Source organism: Pacificibacter marinus, assembly GCF_900109555.1.
Classification (GTDB): domain Bacteria; phylum Pseudomonadota; class Alphaproteobacteria; order Rhodobacterales; family Rhodobacteraceae; genus Celeribacter; species Celeribacter marinus_C.
The window spans coordinates 13,117-31,938 of the sequence record NZ_FNZV01000012.1; the positions used below are offsets into that span (position 1 = coordinate 13,117).

General features: G+C 52.7%; 16 protein-coding genes and 1 tRNA gene. 11 read left to right on the plus strand and 6 right to left on the minus strand.

Translation table 11 applies throughout. The features are described 5' to 3' along the window. Positions 1–13: 13 nt before the first annotated feature. From BM025_RS14260 to BM025_RS14270, 3 genes are all read right to left on the minus strand, one after another. Positions 14–778, minus strand: a complete 765-nt coding sequence (locus BM025_RS14260; RefSeq protein ID WP_085849789.1) for a formylglycine-generating enzyme family protein — start codon at positions 776–778, stop codon at positions 14–16. Between the two features lie 15 nt (positions 779–793). Beyond that, positions 794–2,014: a copper-containing nitrite reductase gene (gene nirK / locus BM025_RS14265; RefSeq protein ID WP_085849790.1), complete on the minus strand. Its 1,221-nt coding sequence runs from the start codon at positions 2,012–2,014 to the stop codon at positions 794–796. 76 nt (positions 2,015–2,090) lie between these two features. Continuing rightward, positions 2,091–2,519 carry a pseudoazurin gene (locus BM025_RS14270; protein WP_085849791.1) on the minus strand — a complete coding sequence of 143 codons (429 nt, stop codon included), beginning with the start codon at positions 2,517–2,519 and terminating at the stop codon, positions 2,091–2,093. A gap of 186 nt (positions 2,520–2,705) precedes the next feature. Here BM025_RS14270 and BM025_RS14275 point away from each other — a divergent pair, with 186 nt between their 5' ends. After that, positions 2,706–3,407, plus strand: coding sequence for a Crp/Fnr family transcriptional regulator (locus BM025_RS14275; RefSeq protein ID WP_085849809.1), 702 nt, complete (start codon positions 2,706–2,708; stop codon positions 3,405–3,407). Here the strand turns inward: BM025_RS14275 and BM025_RS14280 are convergent. After that, positions 3,355–3,621: a DUF1858 domain-containing protein gene (locus BM025_RS14280; RefSeq protein WP_085849792.1), complete on the minus strand. Its 267-nt coding sequence runs from the start codon at positions 3,619–3,621 to the stop codon at positions 3,355–3,357. The two genes, BM025_RS14275 and BM025_RS14280, sit on opposite strands and share 53 nt — an antisense overlap. 134 nt (positions 3,622–3,755) lie before the next feature. Here BM025_RS14280 and BM025_RS14285 point away from each other — a divergent pair, with 134 nt between their 5' ends. Genes BM025_RS14285 through BM025_RS14315 form a run of 7 tightly spaced genes read left to right on the plus strand, consistent with a single transcriptional unit; the run spans position 3,756 to position 9,933 of the window. Further along, positions 3,756–4,208 (plus strand): c-type cytochrome, encoded by a 453-nt coding sequence (locus BM025_RS14285; RefSeq protein WP_085849793.1) that lies wholly within the window; start codon positions 3,756–3,758, stop codon positions 4,206–4,208. An 11-nt stretch (positions 4,209–4,219) separates the two neighbouring features. Further along, on the plus strand, positions 4,220–5,575 hold the full coding sequence (locus BM025_RS14290) for a cbb3-type cytochrome c oxidase subunit I (protein ID WP_085849794.1): 1,356 nt from the start codon (positions 4,220–4,222) through the stop codon (positions 5,573–5,575). Next, complete coding sequence (locus BM025_RS14295) at positions 5,572–6,372, plus strand: CbbQ/NirQ/NorQ/GpvN family protein (RefSeq protein WP_244515780.1); 801 nt, start codon at positions 5,572–5,574, stop codon at positions 6,370–6,372. Before BM025_RS14290 ends, BM025_RS14295 begins: the two co-directional genes overlap by 4 nt. Before the next feature lie 17 nt (positions 6,373–6,389). Then, positions 6,390–8,297 (plus strand): nitric oxide reductase activation protein NorD, encoded by a 1,908-nt coding sequence (locus tag BM025_RS14300; protein WP_085849795.1) that lies wholly within the window; start codon positions 6,390–6,392, stop codon positions 8,295–8,297. 1 nt (position 8,298) lies between these two features. Continuing rightward, on the plus strand, positions 8,299–8,472 hold the full coding sequence (locus BM025_RS14305; protein ID WP_085849796.1) for a protein NnrT: 174 nt from the start codon (positions 8,299–8,301) through the stop codon (positions 8,470–8,472). Next, positions 8,469–8,711 (plus strand): NnrT protein, encoded by a 243-nt coding sequence (locus BM025_RS14310; protein ID WP_085849797.1) that lies wholly within the window; start codon positions 8,469–8,471, stop codon positions 8,709–8,711. The genes BM025_RS14305 and BM025_RS14310 overlap by 4 nt, the downstream gene beginning before the upstream one ends. Before the next feature lie 19 nt (positions 8,712–8,730). Continuing rightward, a complete protein-coding gene (locus BM025_RS14315; protein WP_085849798.1) occupies positions 8,731–9,933 on the plus strand; it encodes an NnrS family protein in 1,203 nt (400 codons plus the stop codon). Between the two features lie 342 nt (positions 9,934–10,275). Here the strand turns inward: BM025_RS14315 and BM025_RS14320 are convergent. Beyond that, positions 10,276–10,362: transfer RNA gene (locus tag BM025_RS14320), tRNA-Leu, on the minus strand. 141 nt (positions 10,363–10,503) lie between these two features. Here BM025_RS14320 and BM025_RS14325 point away from each other — a divergent pair. Then, positions 10,504–11,490, plus strand: a complete 987-nt coding sequence (locus BM025_RS14325; RefSeq protein WP_085850321.1) for a complex I NDUFA9 subunit family protein — start codon at positions 10,504–10,506, stop codon at positions 11,488–11,490. Positions 11,491–11,545: 55 nt separating this feature from the next. Here BM025_RS14325 and BM025_RS14330 read toward each other — a convergent pair whose 3' ends face one another. Then, positions 11,546–12,352, minus strand: a complete 807-nt coding sequence (locus tag BM025_RS14330; protein ID WP_085850218.1) for an undecaprenyl-diphosphate phosphatase — start codon at positions 12,350–12,352, stop codon at positions 11,546–11,548. Between the two features lie 228 nt (positions 12,353–12,580). Between BM025_RS14330 and BM025_RS14335 the strand changes: the two genes are divergently transcribed. Together BM025_RS14335 and gltB are read left to right on the plus strand one after the other, a co-directional pair. Continuing rightward, a complete protein-coding gene (locus tag BM025_RS14335; protein WP_085850219.1) occupies positions 12,581–14,014 on the plus strand; it encodes an NAD(P)-dependent oxidoreductase in 1,434 nt (477 codons plus the stop codon). A 175-nt stretch (positions 14,015–14,189) separates the two neighbouring features. Further along, positions 14,190–18,725: a glutamate synthase large subunit gene (gltB, locus tag BM025_RS14340; RefSeq protein WP_085850220.1), complete on the plus strand. Its 4,536-nt coding sequence runs from the start codon at positions 14,190–14,192 to the stop codon at positions 18,723–18,725. Positions 18,726–18,822: the final 97 nt, after the last annotated feature.

Sequence of the window (18,822 nt, forward strand, 5' to 3'; positions counted from 1 at the left end):
CAGCGATAGGGTTTTACATACATACGAGGCAGCGGATGGCATCGTCGGTGACGAGGCGCAGGCCAAGATGAGCGGGCGGGCTTCCCACTGCACATCCTCCACGAGCAGGATCGCGGACGAGGTAGGGAATGACTGCAACATGTTCTCCACCGACGAAAAAGGCTGGACATCGGGACAGGTCCACCTGTCCAGCGTCACCTGCATAGCAATCTTGGGTCCATTCCCAGACGCTACCATCGAGATCGACAACGCCCTGTGAACTGGTCGAAAAGCTACCACGCAGGCGTAGCCGCCGCGAAGTGAGCCCCTCAGTGAGATAGGCAGAGGCCCAAGTTAGATCGGGATCGGTGAAAATGGGATCAGGCTCGTCGGGTAGGACGTCTTTGGCCATAAATTCCCATTCTTCGGTTGTGGGCAGGCGAAAATTATGGCGTGCGTGGGTGTTGATCCAATCCAAATATTGCGACACATCTACGTAATTCAGCCCTGTCGCGGGCGTCTCAGCCATATCAAGTCCCGTAGGGGCACGCAGCGCCAAATCACAGGCCCCATCGGCATGACATAGGTTCCATTCTGTAACGGTCACTTCATATTTTTGCACGAAAACCTTATGGCCATCGGGCAGGTCGACCGCATGTTCGGCCATTTGTGGCACATAATTGAAATCGGGGCCGCGCAGCATCCACCACGCGACCCCGCCCAGAGAAACCACCCCCATCACAGACAACACACCCAGAAGGGACCTAAGAATGCGGGATGTCTGAGTGGGGACGGTCATCGGGATATCTCCTGTTTATGTTTCGATGCTTTTTGGCGCGACGACTTGTTCCATTAGGGCGTTGTCCCACGCCCCTTCGACGACAAAGTGACCCGTGGCACCAAGCAAAGCAGCTTCGATCAGGTTGTGATTGACGTAGGCGTAGACACCCGGTTGCTTGAACGTATAAAGTGCCGCCCCTGCGCTCCCGCCTCGGATGAACCATGTTTCCATATCCGTTTGTGGAGGGTTGCCAAATTTGCCATTTTCCCAGACGAAATCACCATGCCCGCCAATCAGGTGTGGGCGACTATCGCGGTTGGCTTGATTGTGGATCATCAAGACGGTTTCACCAACTTTGGCTCGCAGCGCATTTTCCCCTGTCAAAGCCCCAACAGATCCGTTGAACACGGAATGTGTGGGGGTCAGTGTGCGCATGGCATCGATACTGTCTGAATAGTCATCGCCCGCGACTTCATAGGTTTTGTAATCGCCGTCATCATTCATCGGTAGGTAAAAATCTTGTTCGCCGATATAGGCGATGCTGTCATATTTTAGCGGGTTGCCGTCGCGGTCTTTTAACCCATCGCGCGGCAAGACCATGACGGCGCCGTTCATTCCGTGGGTGACGTGATAGGGGATCATCGCGCCGCCGGGGGCACAGTGATAGGTGAACACGCCAGGCTTGGTCGCTTTCCAGCGCAGCACGGCCTCTTCGCCAGGGAATATATGGGTCAAGCCACCGCCACCCAACGCGCCTGTTGAGGCGTGAAAGTCGATGTTGTGTTCCATCATGCTATCGACTGGGTTGCGCAGGGTGAGTTCAACATAGTCGCCCTCATGCACAATAATCAGTGGACCGGGCACAGAGCCATTATAGGTGAGCGCCCAGATTTCTGCGCCAGTGTCTTCGTCTACGGTCAGCAGGCGTTCTTCGGTCTCCATGGTGATTTCAACAATCTTGGGTCCTCCTGTGGCAACCTGTTCATGTGCAGGGGCAAAGGGTGGGGCGACGAGATCTTGTTTGACGCGGGTGTAGCCGGATAAATCCACGCTTGGGGCTTCGGTTTGTGCCTGTGCTTCAGCTTGGATGAATTTTGCTGCGGGTTTGCGCGGTGTGATCATTGGGGCTGTACGTGACTTTGGCGTGGCCAATGCAGCCCCACCTGTCATAGCGGCAGCCCCCGCAAGCATACTGCCGCGTAGGACATTACGGCGGTTGGTTTTGATGAGGCCGGGGTTGATAAACTTGGTCATAAGACCCTCCAAGAGGTTTTGTTGTTGTTATGTCTTGTGCGTTGGGTCGATGTTTTTGGTTTTCGAAAGGATGGGATCAAAGATTGCCAAGCTGGGTTTCAAAACGTGCTTTGGCTTTTGGTGGAATGCGGCCCGCAAGGAAATCGTCAGGAGCAGCAACATCGCCAACGGCAATGGTCATCACCATGCCCATCGCGAAATGAGGTTTGCATTCAACGCCGTAGAACCCATCCGTGTCAAAGGTGACATCCACTTGTTTGCCGATTTTTCCCTTGAACGGCGCGCTGCCTTCAGGGGCCATGCCTTTGATGCTTTCGGCGTTGTGGCCTTTGTCAGTGGGGATGAAATGTACGGTGTCCCCAGCTGCGATTTTGAGAAAGTCTGGTGCGAAAACCATACGATCATCCCCGTCTTTGTTGAGCATTTTGACTTCAAAATCTTCGGCAAAGGCGGCCCCTCCTGTGAGGGTGATCAGGGCGAGTGCGGTCATCAGTGGGCGAAGCATGGTGGTGTCCTTTCAAAAGTGTGTTGTTGATCCAGACCCTAATCAAAACCGCGGCCAGTTCTTTGTGCTGGCGCAATGTTTGAGGCTTCTTGATATATTTTATATTGCTGCCTGAGATGTAGCATTGGACGGGATTGGGAACTGTGATTAGAAACGAGCATGAGCGAATCCACTGACCGCCAAACTTTGCCTCGGCTTGATGAAAGCCTGTTGACGCATATTCCACCGTTTTCACGGTTGGAGCGGCGGCGCATCCGTGAGATTCTCGATCTGGCCACCTCGCGCCGCTATGACGAAGGTGTCACTGTCTTTGACGAAGGCGCGCAGGCAGAGCGGTTCTATATGTTGCTCGATGGCTATATTCGGGTGATCCGCGTCACGCCCACAGGCGAGCAGGTGATCTCGCTTCATATTCCAGCAGGGCAACTCTTTGGCATCGCCAAGGCATTGGGGCGTGACACATACCCCGCCACCGCTGTCACCGCCTCGCAAGCGATCGTTTTGAGTTGGCCGACGCGGGTTTGGGACGGTTTTGTGCGCGACTATGATGGGTTTTCAACAGAAACCTATAAGACTGTCGGGCAACGTATCGGTGAAATGAACACCCGTATTGTGGAAATGGCGACGCAACAGGTTGAGCAACGGGTGGCCAATGCGCTTTTGCGGTTGATCAATCAAACGGGACGCAAGGTGGAAGAGGGCATCGAGATTGATTTCCCGATCACGCGTCAGGACCTATCGGAAATGACCGGCACCACGTTACACACTGTGAGCCGTCTTTTAAGTGCTTGGGAAAAACAAGGGCTTGTGCAAAGCAAACGCAAACGGATCACCGTCACGGACGCTCATCGTCTTGTGTTGATCTGTCGGGGTGTTTCGGGTTCTTGATGGCCGATTCAAGTTCGGCCACAAAATCGGCCATATCCAATTGATATTCTACGCAAGCGTCATAGAGCGTGTGAAACGGCGTTATCATACAGCCGACACAAAGCATTTTATGACGCAAAAACACTGGGATTGTGTCAGGCCACTGTGTCATCAAATCTTCAAGCGTCAGATCAGGCTGAGTTAGGTCGGGATCAGTACGGGTTTTGCGCGACATGAACAGACCTTTCCTCTCAACATATGCCAACAAGCTAATATATAAAATGTTCCTGAACATTGCGCTGGCGCAAACTTCGCACAATTGATCGCGGCTACCCCTTGGTTCATCCGAGACATTAAGGGGGCCCACAGATGGCTGAGATCCTGACCAAGTCGCGGGCGCGCAACATTTTCTACGGGGGATCTATATTCTTCGTCGTGGTGTTCATCGCGCTCACCGCACAAAGCCACAAATATATCGTCAAAGTATCCACTGCGGGCATGCCCCTGACCGAACAGGTCGCTTTGGGCAAACATGTCTGGGAACGCCACTCTTGTATCAACTGTCATACGTTGCATGGCGAGGGGGCCTATTTTGCCCCAGAGCTGGGCAATGTGATGACCCGTTGGGGCGTCAATGATGACTCCGAAGGTGCGTTTGAGACCCTGCAAGGCTGGATGGAAGCGCAACCTTCGGGCATCGAAGGTCGCCGCCAAATGCCACATTTCGAGATCACTGACGAAGAAATGCGCGCCCTCGCCGATTTTCTGCGCTGGGCCGATCAAACCGACACACAGGGCTGGCCGCCCAATGATGCAGGCTAAGGAGACCCGCAATGAAATATCAATCACAACAGGTGGCAAAAGCCTATTTTATCTGCGCGATGGGGCTGTTTGCCATTCAGGTTCTGGGCGGGCTTTTGGCGGGCTGGATTTACGTTTCCCCCAATTTTTTGTCTGAAATTTTGCCGTTTAACATCACCCGTATGATCCACACCAACGCCCTCATCGTTTGGTTGTTGCTGGGCTTTTTTGGGGCTGCCTATTTTCTTGTCCCCGAAGAATCTGAGCGCGAAATCTATTCGGTCAAACTTGCCTATCTACAACTGATCATCCTTGTGGTTGGCACTTTGGGCGCAGTGGGGTCTTACCTCGTTGGCATCCATGGTGGGCGCGAGTTTTTGGAACAACCTTTGTGGGTCAAATTCGGCATTCTTGTCGCGGCACTCATTTTCTTGTTCAACATCTCCATGACCGTGCTGGCAGGGCGCAAAACTGCCATCACCAATGTCTTGCTGATGGGGTTGTGGCTTTTGTCGCTGCTGTGGATTTTTGCCTTTATCAACCCTGACAACCTCAGCTTGGACAAAATGTACTGGTGGATGGTTGTGCATCTTTGGGTCGAAGCGACATGGGAATTGGTGATGGCTGCCATCCTCGCGTTCTTGTTGCTCAAACTGACAGGCGTGGACCGTGAAGTGGTTGAAAAGTGGCTTTATGTCATCGTTGCGACTGCGTTGTTTTCAGGCATCCTTGGTACAGGGCACCATTTCTATTGGATCGGCACACCGGGCTATTGGCAGTGGGTCGGGTCGATTTTCTCTACCTTTGAAGTCGTGCCGTTCTTTTTGATGATGTCCTTTGCTTTTGTCATGGTGTGGAAAGGCCGCAAAAACCATCCTAACAAAGCTGCACTTTTGTGGTCTCTTGGGTCGTCAACCGTAGCGTTCTTTGGCGCGGGCGTTTGGGGATTTTTGCACACACTGCACGGGGTTAATTTCTATTCCCACGGCACGCAAATCACCGCAGCGCATGGGCACTTGTCCTTTTACGGGGCCTATGTGGCGCTCAATTTGGCGATGTTCACTTATGCCATGCCGATGCTGCTCAATCGCGCGCCTTACAACCAAGTGCTCAACATGGCCTCATTCTGGCTGATGACAGGGGGCATGGCGTTCATGACCATTGTGCTGACGTTTGCAGGTACGATCCAAACCCATATGCAACGCGTGGTGGGGGATTATTACATGGATGTTCAAGACAGCCTGTCGATCTTTTACCTGATGCGATTTGGGGCAGGGGCCGCCGTGGTGATTGGTGCGCTGTTGTTCATCTACGCCAATTTGGTGGTGCGCGATCGTGAAATTATTGCGCCTGGTTTAGCCAATACGCTTTGGAGGAATGATCTATGACACTGCATGCTGTACCTACACCTTCCGTGCCTTATTATCACGCCACCGGTCGCGAATGCGAACTGTTCGAGACCGCTTATGACCACGGCCTGCCCCTTCTTTTGAAGGGGCCGACCGGCTGCGGAAAAACTCGGTTTGTCGAACATATGGCCGCCAAACTGGGCAAGCCTATTTACACGGTGGCGTGTCATGACGATCTTTCTGCTGCCGATTTGATTGGGCGTTACCTGTTGAAAGGCGGACAAACCGAATGGGTCGATGGGCCGTTGACCCGGGCTGTGCGCGAAGGCGCGATTTGTTATCTTGATGAGGTGGTTGAAGCGCGCAAAGACGTGACTGTGGTGCTTCACCCGCTCACCGACACGCGCCGCACTTTGATGATTGATCGCACGGGCGAGGAACTTGTTGCACCAAAGGGCTTTATGCTCGTGGCCTCATATAATCCTGGTTATCAAAACGTTCTCAAGCGACTCAAACCATCGACGCGGCAGCGCTTTTTATCGATGTCGTTCGATTTTCCCGATCCTGAAGTGGAAATCAAAGTGGTCTCACATGAAAGTGGGTTGGAGCCAGGCCGTGTTGCCCCACTTGTTCGGCTTGCCGGACACATCCGCGCGCTCTCAGGGATGGATCTGGAAGAGGGCGTCTCAACCCGTTTGTTGACCTATGCCGCCACACTTATGGCAGGTGGTATGGGCGTTGATCAGGCTTTGGATGTCGCGGTGATCGAGCCGCTTACAGATGAGCCAGACGTTCAAATCGCCCTGCGCGATTTGATTTCAACAATTTATGGATGACGGCAGGGATAAGCGCGATGAACCTCTTTGATCTGATGGACCCCGAGGAAACGGTTGGCAATGTATGGCACGATATGGCCAGAAATATTGGTGCTGCCACATCCTATCCTGAAGCTGCAGTTGCCTTGGCTGCGCTACGACCCTCTTTGGCGGTTCTTTTTCGGGCGCTTGGTGGTGCGGCAGGGGTAGAGATCGCAGAGGCAGCGCTCGCCCCAATCCGTCACCGGATGCCCGTACGACGTAAACTTGGTACGGCCAAAGACCGCGAATATGTGGCCAGCTACGATGGCGAGCGATTGTACTTGCCGCCGATGATTATGGCCTTTTCGGACCCTGAATTAAACCGCGGTGCTTATTTCTGGCTCACGGCACTCGCTGCGGTAACTGAGGCGTCCCAGTTTGAGGTTCCAGAAGAACCATCCGCTCCGGCGATGGATTGCGCCCAAATCCGCGCCAATGCTAGTGCCTGTGATCTTGCTTATGCGCGCTGTCCGGGGTTGCGCTCGGCCTATTTGAAAATGGCCAAACTTTCTTTGTTGCAACGTCGCTCACTGGTGCGATCCGATGCTGAAATGATGATCGAACAGGCCGTGTGCGATCAACTTGGGGGGCAATCCGAACAACCAGCGCCCGACACCATCCGCGCCTTACCTGAGACGCGCACTTATATGTCTTTTGCGCCGGTGCCAATCTGGTTGAGGTACGGTTGCCCACAGTCCGGCGCAGCGGCAACAGAAGATCACGCAGACCCAGTAGCGCCTGCGCCCACTGCGGCTACAGGTTCGCGTAAACTTGGCGAGCGGCGAGATTTAGACGAAAATCGGCGCAAGGATAGTTTTATCATTCATCGATTTGAATCCATCCTTTCGTGGGTAGAATCGATGAACATCAATCGATCTGTCGATGATGACGACGATGAGAATGCCCAGAAAGCCGCCGATGATCAGGACAAGGTCACCCTGACCAAACATGACCGCAAAGCCGCTACGCGGTTGCGGTTGCACCTTGATCTCTCGCCTGCGGATGTAGAGCATGAAGCACTGGCGGGGATACACATCTACCCCGAATGGAATCACCGCACGCGCAGTTATATGGAGGGCCATTGTCGCGTGTTGGATGCGCCTGCCGCCCCCTGCGGCGCAGAAACATTTCATCCTGACCTGCGCCATGTGCGTGCGGTTCAGCGCCAATTTGAAAGCCTGCGTCCGCGTCGCATTTTGCGCCCGCGTCAGATCGACGGGGGAGAATTAGATTTGGATGCCGTGATCTGTAATCAGACCGATTTGATCGCCACTGGGCGTGGCACGGATCGGATTTGGCAAGACACCCGCCAGATTGAGCGCGATTTGGCCGTGGCATTTTTGATAGACACATCGCGCTCGACCGAGGCGGCAATGGGCGACACTTCAGTGATCAATGTGGCCCGCGAGGCGATGTCTGCGCTGGCTTATGGCATTGACGCGGCGGGGGACAGGTTTGGCATTTGGGGGTTTTCTTCGCTGCGTTGTAATCGTGTATTTCTCACGCGTGTCAAAGAATTTAGAGCGCCGATGGGGCCTGATATCCTGTCTAATATCGCCGCTCTCAAACCTGGCCATTACACCCGTCTAGGGGCGGCGATCCGTCACGCAAGCGCCGAACTGGCCAAAGAAACGGCCGCGCGCAAATTGTTGATTATTTTAACCGATGGAAAGCCCAATGATTTGGACCATTATGAGGGCCAACATGGTATCGAGGATAGCCATATGGCTGTGCGCGAAGCTCGCCGTGCGGGTCAGACCTTGCATGGTGTGGTCATTGATGAAGATGGCCAAGACTGGTTTGCCCGCATTTTTGGCCGAGGCGGATTTACGCTTTTACCCCATCCTGAACGCCTCATTCGGGCGTTACCCAATATTTACCGTAGCCTAACACAGGAGAGTTAATATGCGCTTTTTATCCATCCTCTTTTCCCTCACCGCCTTGCCTGCTTTTGCGACAGCCTATGACCGCCCTATTCCGCAGGCGCAATCGGCTACGGCAGAGTTTTGGTACACCATCGCTAGCCTGACACTTTTGGCGGCGCTATTTGTGGTGTATTGGCTGGTGAACCGTCGATGAGCCCGCGTTGTTCGTCCGTTCAGATCGCTGTGCTGCTTTACCCGTTTGGTATGGCCGCGATGGCAGTGAATGTGTTTTTTGCTTCTCTTCTGGGCAGTTGGGTCGGCGGGCCTGTGGCCACCACTTTTGTGGCGCTGGGGTTGGGCGCGCTCATTGCCATTCCTGCGACCTACGCCTTTGCCTGCCACATACGTCGCCTTATGGATGAGGCCGAAGCTGCCGTGGATCGCGCGGGCTAATTTTAAAAGGATTTTTCTCATGGCTCACTCTTCCGCAGAACAAATGCGTCACTGGAAAGGCCCTGTGCTTTTTTCCTACGGCTTTCGTCCGTTTTTTCTATTTGGGGCACTTTGGGCGGGCGGAGCAATGGTGCTTTGGATCCTTGCCCTGTCCGAGACGATCAATTTGCCGACGCGCTTTGATCCGGTGACATGGCACGCACATGCCTTTCTGTTTGGGTATCTCAGTGCGATCATTGCAGGATTTTTGCTCACTGCAGTGCCCAACTGGACTGGGCGTTTACCAGTTGTCGGTTGGCGCCTTGCTGGGCTGTTCGGGATTTGGGCGGTGGGGAGAGCGGCTGTTTTATTCTCCGCTGCGATGCCAGTCTGGAGCAGTATTGCACTTGATCTTTTGTTTCCGCTTACACTAGCCGCCGTAATATTGCGTGAGATTTTGGTGGGTAAAAACTGGCGCAATCTTATTGTGCTTGTGCTGTTGGCCATCTTTACCCTCGCCAATCTGCTGTTCCACTTAGAGGCCGCCCATGGCGCGTATGCTGCGCAAGGGATGGGGTTTCGCCTTGGGGTCAGTGCTGTGATTTTAATGATCGTGGTGATTGGCGGGCGCATCGTGCCATCGTTTACCCGCAATTGGTTGGTCCGCGAGGCGCATGCAGCCCGACCAGCATCGCCGATGCAGCGGTTTGATAAGGCTGTGTTGTTGGTCAGTGTTGGTGCCTTTTTGGCGTGGATCGCCGCGCCCACTATGGTGCTCACTGGTATTGGGTTTTGCTGCTTCGGTTGTCTTCATTTGGTACGTCTGTCGCGGTGGAAGGGTCAACATACTGCGCGCGATCCATTGGTTCTTATTTTGCACCTCGCCTATGGATTTACACCGTTGGGGGCTTTGGCCGTGGGGGCGGCGATTTTGTGGCCTGATGTCCTGTCGATGGCGGGCGCGCTGCATCTTTGGTTGGCAGGGGCTATCGGTGGGATGACGCTTGCGGTCATGACCCGTGCCAGCCTTGGCCATACGGGACAGCCGCTACATGCGGGGCGGGGGACCGTGATGATTTATGGGGCGATTATAGCTGCCACGCTCACACGGTTCCTTGCGGGAATCTGGCCTATGACGGTGCTTTATGATGTGACTGGTATTTTTTGGTGCGTGGCGTTCTTCGGTTTCGTCGGCGTTTATGGACCCCTTTTGTGGCGCACTAAAAAGGCAATCCGTGAGTGAGGTTCCTAAGGGCAGAGGTGAGTAAAACATTACAGTTCATTGCCGGCCTCGGTCTGCACTCTCAAAAACCTGCAGCGCCATCAGTGAATCGCGACGAGCAGCAGCGACGTCGACGGTAAAGATCCATATGAGTGACTAGTATTTTGCAATAAAGGTTTATGGGCTAAAAGGTGAAAGTATATCTTCTGCGGAAGCGCTTACGGCCTCCTGATAGATTATCAATGTACTTTAACTTCATTACAAAGATCATGAAATGTATCCCCAGAGTGTCCCAAATCGTGTTTCGGGTGGTGGGGTAACGCCATGATTTGTTTGATAAACAACACTTTATATGAGATGTTATGGTGCCCAGGAGAGGACTCGAACCTCCACATCGTTGCCAATACTAGCACCTGAAGCTAGCGCGTCTACCAATTCCGCCACCTGGGCAGGTGTGGTGACTTGGCGATGTAAAGAGGAGTAGAGGGGCTGTCAACGCAGATTCGATAGTTTTCGAATGCGTTGATAGCGTCTTGTTCATTTGATCATGAAAAGCTAAGAAAAATATAGAAAATGGCATTGGAGATGCAGATGACGAAATTGGTCACCATCTATGGCGGCGCTGGCTTTGTTGGGCGTTACATCGCACGTCGTATGGCGAAAGAAGGTTGGCGCGTGCGCGTGGCGGTACGTCGCCCGAACGAGTCGCTTCATGTGAAACCTTATGGCGCAGTGGGGCAGGTCGAACCTGTTCTGTGCAATATTCGTGATGACGCTTCAGTGCGTGCTGCGATGCAAGGGGCGGACGTGGTTGTGAACTGTGTTGGCGTGTTGGCCGAAAAAGGCAAAAATTCATTTGCTGCAGTTCAATCCGAGGGCGCAGCGCGCATCGCTCGTATTGCATCTGAAGAGGGCATAGGACGGTTTGTGCATTTGTCTGCCATTGGCGCAGACAAGGGCGCGGCCAGCGAATATCAACAAACCAAAGCGCAAGGCGAAGAGGCGGTTCTTGCGTCTTTCCCTGACGCTGTGATCTTGCGTCCTTCGGTGATTTTTGGCGTCGAAGATGAGTTTTTCAATCGTTTTGCGAAGATGACGAACTTTTCTCCTGTCCTCCCTTTGATTGGCGGCGAGACCAAATTTCAGCCTGTTTACGTGGATGACGTTGCGCAGGCTGCTGTGAAAGCTGTGCTTGGCGACGCGTCTTCTGGTATTTACGAATTGGGCGGGCCGGAAACGGACACGCTCAAAGGCTTGATGGCAAATATGCTAGAGATCATTCAGCGTCGACGTCTCGTTATCGATCTACCGTTTTTTGCGGGCAACTTGATGGCAATGGGGTTTGATGTTGCCCAAGCTTTGACGCTTGGCTTGTTCCACAACAAAGTGCTTACACGTGATCAGGTGAAAAACCTTGCCAATGATTGTATTGTGGGTGCCGATGCCAAAGGCTTTGCTGACTTGGGTATTGCGCCCACGGCGATGGATGTCATTTTGCCAGAGTATCTTTGGGTGTACCGCGCAACGGGTCAGTATGCTGCAATCCGAGATAGCGCAAAAAATCTGCGCAAGACCTAAGGTCCGCATCTCATTTTAAATAGGGCGCGCTCGATGAATATCGGACGCGCCTTTTTTATGCGCTGTAAGAAATGGCCAGCAGGGCGATACCAAGAATGACTCGGTAGATCACGTAGGGCGTAAAGCTCACGGATTTCAAAAGCCGCATCATTAATGTCAGCGCTCCAAGTGCCGCGATGAATGCAAAGGCTGCGCCGATCCCTGCGTATTTCATCAACTCCCAATCGGCATCTCCAGCAACCTCAGCGCCAAGCAATATGCCTGAGGCCAATATGGTTGGAATGGACATAAGCATTGCAATTTTGGCACCATCTTCTCGGGTGTAGCCAAGAGCGCGCGCGCCTGTGATCGTGATGCCGGACCGTGAGGTGCCAGGAATCAATGCGACGGCTTGCCAGAGACCCAAAATTATTGCGTCTTTCAGGGACCAATCTTGTTCGGTTTTGTCTGTGGCACCCTTTTGGTCAAACCAATACAGCGCCAGTCCAAATAAAAGCATCGTCCAGCCGATTACACGTATTGATCGCATTGCGTCCGACAGTCCCGTGATTTTCAGGACGAGACCAAGCAGGATAACGGGAATCGTGGCGATGAGTAAAAGAAAGGCAAGCTTTGCGCCGGGGGTATCAATTTTACCAGTGAGCATGCGCGGCAAACCCAAAAGGCCAATTTTTACATCTTTCCAAAAATACACGATGACGGCGCCAAGTGTCCCTATGTGAACAGCCACATCTATGGCTTGTCCTTGATCATCTATCCCGACGAAATAGGGCAATAGAATCAGGTGCCCTGATGAGGATACAGGTAGAAATTCTGTAACTCCTTGAATCAATGCGACGAGAAATAGGTAGAATAGACTCATGGGGCTGTCCTTAGTGCGCTGATGGAAAAATGATAAACTCTTTAGTTCTCAATAAGAAGGCTAAAATTATATCATAAGTAATGACCTATATTTTCACTTAGGGCGTGGTTTTTTCGACGCAACGTGAAAAGAAACAATATATAGGACAGCACTTATGACTTTTCTTTTTGATCACTTCTTTGTACATAGCATCCAAACCCATACTCAAACCCACGGAGATATTGTGTCATGGCTAAAGAGCCTATGCTCAAATTTGTGAACGTTGGTCGGGACATGCCCGAAAAACGCGACGCAGGCGACCGTAAGGGCGATTTTTTGGAAATCTACGGCGATTTCATTTCGGACAAAGCTGAAGAGCAAGCCTCTCGGTGTTCGCAGTGCGGTGTGCCATATTGCCAATCACATTGTCCTCTTCATAACAACATCCCTGACTGGCTGCGCCTGACAGCAAGCGGCCGGTTGAAGGAGGCTTACGAACTCTCTCAAGCGACCAACGCTTTTCCAGAGATTTGTGGCCGCATTTGTCCGCAGGATCGCCTTTGCGAAGGCAACTGTGTGATCGAACAATCCGGTCATGGCACAGTGACAATCGGTGCGGTTGAAAAATACATCACGGATACGGCTTGGGAAAAGGGCTGGGTTGAAACAATCACCCCCCATGTCGAGCGCACTGAATCCGTTGGTATCATCGGCTCTGGCCCTGGTGGCATTGCTGCGGCGGATCGTTTGCGTCGCGCGGGTCTGCAGGTGACTGTATATGAACGCTCTGATCGCGCTGGCGGCTTGCTGACCTATGGCATCCCAAGCTTTAAGCTGGAAAAAGACGTGGTTATGCGCCGCATCGACCAACTTAAACAGTCCGGCGTTGAATTCGTGCTGAATTGTAGTGTTGGCGAAGACATCACATTTGATGCACTGCGCCAAAAACACGACGCGGTTCTTATTGCAACGGGCGTGTATAAATCACGTGATTTGCAAGGCCCCGGTTCTGGCTCTGCTGGTATCGTTCGTGCGCTTGATTATCTCACCACAAGCAACAAAGTGTCCTTTGGCGACACTGTGGCGGAATTTGAAAGTGGCGAACTGAATGCCGAAGGCAAAAAGGTCGTTGTGATCGGTGGTGGTGACACTGCGATGGACTGTGTGCGCACAGCGATCCGTCAAGGTGCGACGTCTGTGAAATGTCTATACCGCCGTGACCGTGCTAATATGCCGGGATCGCAACGTGAGACGCAAAACGCAGAAGAAGAAGGCGTGGAATTCGTCTGGCTTGCGGCCCCCAAAGGCTTTGCTGGCAACCCTGTAAGCGGTGTTATGGTGCAAAAAATGCGCCTTGGCGTGCCGGATGCATCAGGTCGCCAATCCCCTGAAGTGATCGAGGGGGCTGACTATGTTGAAGACGCCGATCTCGTGATCAAAGCACTTGGGTTCGAGCCTGAAGATCTTCCAAAACTTTGGAATACTGATGGTTTGGAAGTGACGCGCTGGGGCACAGTTTTGGCTGATTTCAAAACGCATGAAACCAAGCTTCCAGGGGTTTATGCCTGCGGTGATATTCAACGTGGTGCGTCCTTGGTTGTCTGGGCGATCCGCGATGGACGCGAAGCGGCCGATGCTATTGTCGAACAAGTCAATGCTGCGGCCAGCGTCGCTGCTGAGTAATTCTTAACGGATCAAATGGGTAAAAACAGGTGGCTGCACCCTGTCGGGTTTATGTCTGGCATGTGTCTGCTACATGTCGGGAAAAGAGCCCCCCATTTGATCCTTCCCGAAGTCTTAAAAGGGCAGTTGCCCTGACCCACTGACCTTTTGGTCACTCATAAGAAAGGGTTCCGACATGACAAAATATGATGAAAGCTGGGCTGCACGCGAAGAAGCAAAACGCGAGTGGATGGCACAAAATTCTCTCTTCCGTGAAGAAGAAGAACATTCCTCTTGTGGGGTTGGTCTTGTTGTTTCTGTGGATGGCTTGAAATCTCGCAAGGTTGTCGAAAACGGCATTTCTGCATTGAAAGCCATCTGGCACCGTGGCGCTGTAGATGCTGATGGTAAAACCGGTGATGGCGCGGGCATCCACGTTCAGATTCCAGTGCCGTTCTTTTATGATCAAGTGAAACGCACAGGTCACAAGCCGCGCGAAAATGAGATGATCGCAGTTGGGCAAATTTTCTTGCCACGTACAAATTTTGGCGCTCAAGAAACCTGTCGTACGATCATTGAATCCGAAGTGCTGCGGATGGGCTACTACATCTACGGCTGGCGTCATGTGCCTGTCAGTGTTGAATGCCTTGGCGAAAAAGCCAACGCAACACGTCCTGAGATCGAACAGATTTTGATTTCGAATTCCAAAGGCGTTGACGAGGAAACATTCGAGCGCGAGCTGTATGTCATTCGCCGCCGTATCGAAAAAGCTGCTATGGCCGCTGGCGTGCAGTCATTGTACGTGTGTTCGCTGTCGTGCCGTTCGATCATTTACAAAGGTATGATGCTGGCCGAACAGGTTGCTGAATTCTACCCTGACTTGATGGACGAGCGTTTTGAATCTGCTTTTGCGATTTACCACCAGCGTTATTCCACCAACACATTTCCGCAGTGGTGGCTTGCACAGCCGTTTCGCATGTTGGCGCACAACGGTGAAATCAACACATTTAAAGGCAACATGAACTGGATGAAGTCGCACGAAATTCGTATGGCTTCCAGCACCTTTGGCGACACGTCCGACGACATCAAACCTATCGTTCCACAAGGCGCGTCCGATTCCGCAGCATTAGATGCTGTGTTCGAAGTTTTGGTGCGCGCTGGGCGGTCTGCCCCGATGGCTAAAACAATGTTGGTGCCCGAAGCATGGTCCCAGCAAGCGGTTGAATTGCCGCAAGCTTGGCGTGACATGTATTCTTATGTGAACTCTGTGATGGAGCCATGGGATGGTCCTGCCGCTTTGGCGATGACCGATGGTCGCTGGGTTTGTGCGGGTCTTGACCGTAATGGTTTGCGCCCGATGCGGTATGTCGTGACAGGGGATGGTCTTGTGATCGCTGGGTCCGAAGTGGGCATGGTGCCAACTGACGAGGCGACTGTCGTTGAAAAAGGCGCATTGGGTCCAGGGCAAATGCTGGCGATCGATATGGTCGAAGGCAAGCTCTATCACGACACTGAAATGAAAGACAAACTTGCCGCAGCGCAGCCGTTTGGCGAATGGGCGAGCAAGATCAAAGATCTCGAGCCTGTGCTGTCTGGTCTTGAAGAAAAAGCGATTTTCAGCGGTGCTGAGTTGAAGCAACGTCAAATTGCTGCGGGCTATTCTATTGAAGAGCTTGAGCAAATTCTTGCGCCTATGGCCGAAGATGGCAAAGAAGCTTTGGCCTCTATGGGCGATGATACGCCTTCTGCTGTTTTGTCCGAAAAATACCGCCCGTTGAGCCACTTCTTCCGTCAAAACTTTTCGCAGGTCACCAATCCTCCGATTGATTCCTTGCGTGAATATCGGGTGATGTCGCTCAAAACGCGCTTTGGGAATCTCAAAAACGTTTTGGACGAAAGCTCTGCTCAGACTGAAATTTTGGTGCTCGACAGTCCATTTGTGGGCAATGCGCAATTTGAAGCGCTCAAAGGCAGCTTCAACGCGGGCATGACCGAAATCGACTGTACCTTCCCTGTGGATGGTGGCAACACAGCTTTGCGCGAGGCGTTAGATCGTATCCGCGCAGAGGCTGAAGAGGCCGTGCGTTCTGGTGGCGGTCATATTGTTTTGAGCGATCAAGCACAAAGCGCGGACCGCGTGGCGATGCCAATGATTTTGGCGACATCCGGTGTGCACAGCTGGCTGACTAAAAAAGGTCTGCGGACGTTCTGTTCGCTTGGCGTGCGCTCTGCTGAATGTATCGATCCGCATTACTTTGCGGTGCTGATCGGGTGTGGCGCTACGATTGTGAACGCTTACTTGGCCGAAGATTCCCTGAGTGACCGCATTGAACGCGGCCTTTTGGATTGCACATTGACCGAAGCTGTCGCGCGTTACCGTGCGGCTGTCGATGCAGGCCTTTTGAAAATCATGGCAAAGATGGGCATCTCTGTGATCTCGTCTTACCGTGGTGGTTTGAACTTTGAAGCTGTAGGTCTGTCTCGCGCGATGTGTGCGGAATTTTTCCCAGGCATGCATTCGCGTATTTCCGGCATCGGTATCGGTGGCATTCAAAAGAAAATCAAAGCCGTACACGCACAGGGCTTTTTAGGCAGCAACACTTTGCCCATCGGTGGGTTCTACAAATCGCGTAAATCTGGCGAAACCCACGCGTGGGAAGCGCAGTCAATGCACATGCTGCAAACCGCTTGTGACCGTGCCTCTTACGAGATGTGGAAACAGTATTCTGCCAAAATGAAATCCAACCCGCCCATTCACTTGCGCGATCTGTTGGATGTCAAACCTCTTGGCAAACCTGTGCCATTGGAAGAGGTGGAATCCATCACCGCGATCCGCAAACGCTTTGTCACACCGGGCATGTCTTTGGGCGCTTTGTCCCCCGAAGCGCACCGCACGTTGTCCATCGCTATGAACCGCATTGGTGCGAAATCGGACTCTGGTGAAGGTGGCGAAAGCCCCGATGATTTCACGCCAGAACCAAACGGCGACAACGCTTCAGCGAAAATCAAACAGGTCGCGTCTGGCCGGTTTGGGGTCACAGCCGAGTATCTTTTGGCCTGTGAAGAGCTTGAGATCAAAGTCGCCCAAGGCGCGAAACCAGGCGAAGGTGGTCAGCTGCCAGGCATGAAGGTCACAGACTTGATCGCTAAATTGCGCCATTCGACCAAAGGCGTGACATTGATTTCACCACCGCCACACCACGATATCTATTCTATCGAGGATTTGGCGCAGTTGATCTACGATCTCAAGCAGATCAATCCTAAGTGTAAAGTCACCGTGAAACTTGTGGCGTCTTCTGGCGTTGGCACGATTGCAGCGGGTGTTGCCAAAGCGAAAGCGGACATCATTTTGATCTCTGGTCACAATGGCGGCACAGGCGCGTCCCCTGCGACCTCGATTAAATTCGCAGGTCTGCCATGGGAAATGGGTCTGACTGAGGCACATCAGGTTCTGTCGATGAACAACCTGCGTGAACGTGTCACTTTGCGCACCGATGGCGGTCTGCGCACAGGGCGTGACATCGTTATGGCCGCGATGCTTGGTGCCGAAGAATACGGTATCGGCACCGCTGCTTTGATCGCGATGGGCTGTATCATGGTACGTCAGTGTCAGTCGAACACATGCCCTGTTGGTGTGTGTACGCAAGATGATGATCTGCGCAAAAAGTTCACTGGTAACGCCGATAAAGTGGTCAACTTGATCACCTTCTACGCGCAAGAAGTCCGCGATATTTTGGCCTCTATCGGTGCTCGGTCTATGGATGAAATCATCGGTCGTGCTGATCTGTTGACACAGGTGTCTCGCGGGTCTGCGCACTTGGACGATCTTGATCTCAACCCGCTTTTGATCACTGTCGATGGCGCGGATAAAATCGTTTACGATCGCTCTAAGCCACGCAATGCCGTGCCTGATACGTTGGATGCGCAAATCGTTTCTGACGCTGCGCGTTTCTTGAACGATGGCGAAAAAATGCAGCTGTCCTATGCGGTGCAAAACACGCATCGCACCATTGGCACACGCACTTCTAGCCACATCGTGCAGAACTTTGGCATGCGCAACGATCTTCAACCCGACCACCTGACTGTGAAACTCACAGGCTCTGCGGGTCAATCTTTGGGTGCTTTTGCGGCTCCCGGTTTGAAAATCGAAGTGTCAGGGGATGCCAACGATTATGTCGGTAAAGGCCTGTCTGGCGGGATCATTTCTGTGCGTCCTCCGATGCATTCTCCGCTCAAGGCTTCTGAGAATACCATCATCGGCAATACTGTTTTGTACGGCGCGACGGATGGATATCTCTTTGCTGCAGGGCGCGCGGGCGAACGTTTCGCTGTGCGTAACTCTGGTGCGACCGTTGTGATCGAGGGCTGTGGCTCAAGCGGATGTGAGTACATGACAGGCGGGATCGCTGTGATCCTTGGGCCAATTGGTGCAAACTTTGGCGCTGGGATGACTGGCGGCATGGCTTATCTGTATGATCCAGAAGGCACTGCGTTTGAGTTGATGAACCATGAAACTCTGGTGACATGCCCCGTCACTGTTGATCATTGGGAACATGAGCTTAAGTCCTTGGTGGAACGCCATGCTGTCGAAACAGGTTCCGTGAAGGCGACTGAGATCTTGTCGAACTGGGATGTTGAAAAAGCCAACTTCATTCAAGTGTGCCCCAAAGAAATGCTGGTGCATCTCAAGGTGCCGTTGCAGTTGGAAAAAGGCGCAATCCCAGCTGAATAAGGCTGTCACCAAGAAAATGACAAAAAGCCCTCAAGAAATTGGGGGCTTTTTTCGTGTTCAGATGCGGTTGTTTTTTCAGCGATGACTTGACCTCCCC

Coding starts and splice junctions, on each gene's coding strand:
- BM025_RS14260 (WP_085849789.1), bottom strand. CDS start 778: ATGACCGTCCCCACTCAGACATCCCGCATTCTTAGGTCCCTTCTGGGT.
- nirK (WP_085849790.1), bottom strand. CDS start 2,014: ATGACCAAGTTTATCAACCCCGGCCTCATCAAAACCAACCGCCGTAAT.
- BM025_RS14270 (WP_085849791.1), bottom strand. CDS start 2,519: ATGCTTCGCCCACTGATGACCGCACTCGCCCTGATCACCCTCACAGGA.
- BM025_RS14280 (WP_085849792.1), bottom strand. CDS start 3,621: ATGTCGCGCAAAACCCGTACTGATCCCGACCTAACTCAGCCTGATCTG.
- BM025_RS14285 (WP_085849793.1), top strand. CDS start 3,756: ATGGCTGAGATCCTGACCAAGTCGCGGGCGCGCAACATTTTCTACGGG.
- BM025_RS14290 (WP_085849794.1), top strand. CDS start 4,220: ATGAAATATCAATCACAACAGGTGGCAAAAGCCTATTTTATCTGCGCG.
- BM025_RS14295 (WP_244515780.1), top strand. CDS start 5,572: ATGACACTGCATGCTGTACCTACACCTTCCGTGCCTTATTATCACGCC.
- BM025_RS14300 (WP_085849795.1), top strand. CDS start 6,390: ATGAACCTCTTTGATCTGATGGACCCCGAGGAAACGGTTGGCAATGTA.
- BM025_RS14305 (WP_085849796.1), top strand. CDS start 8,299: ATGCGCTTTTTATCCATCCTCTTTTCCCTCACCGCCTTGCCTGCTTTT.
- BM025_RS14310 (WP_085849797.1), top strand. CDS start 8,469: ATGAGCCCGCGTTGTTCGTCCGTTCAGATCGCTGTGCTGCTTTACCCG.
- BM025_RS14315 (WP_085849798.1), top strand. CDS start 8,731: ATGGCTCACTCTTCCGCAGAACAAATGCGTCACTGGAAAGGCCCTGTG.
- BM025_RS14325 (WP_085850321.1), top strand. CDS start 10,504: ATGACGAAATTGGTCACCATCTATGGCGGCGCTGGCTTTGTTGGGCGT.
- BM025_RS14330 (WP_085850218.1), bottom strand. CDS start 12,352: ATGAGTCTATTCTACCTATTTCTCGTCGCATTGATTCAAGGAGTTACA.
- BM025_RS14335 (WP_085850219.1), top strand. CDS start 12,581: ATGGCTAAAGAGCCTATGCTCAAATTTGTGAACGTTGGTCGGGACATG.
- gltB (WP_085850220.1), top strand. CDS start 14,190: ATGACAAAATATGATGAAAGCTGGGCTGCACGCGAAGAAGCAAAACGC.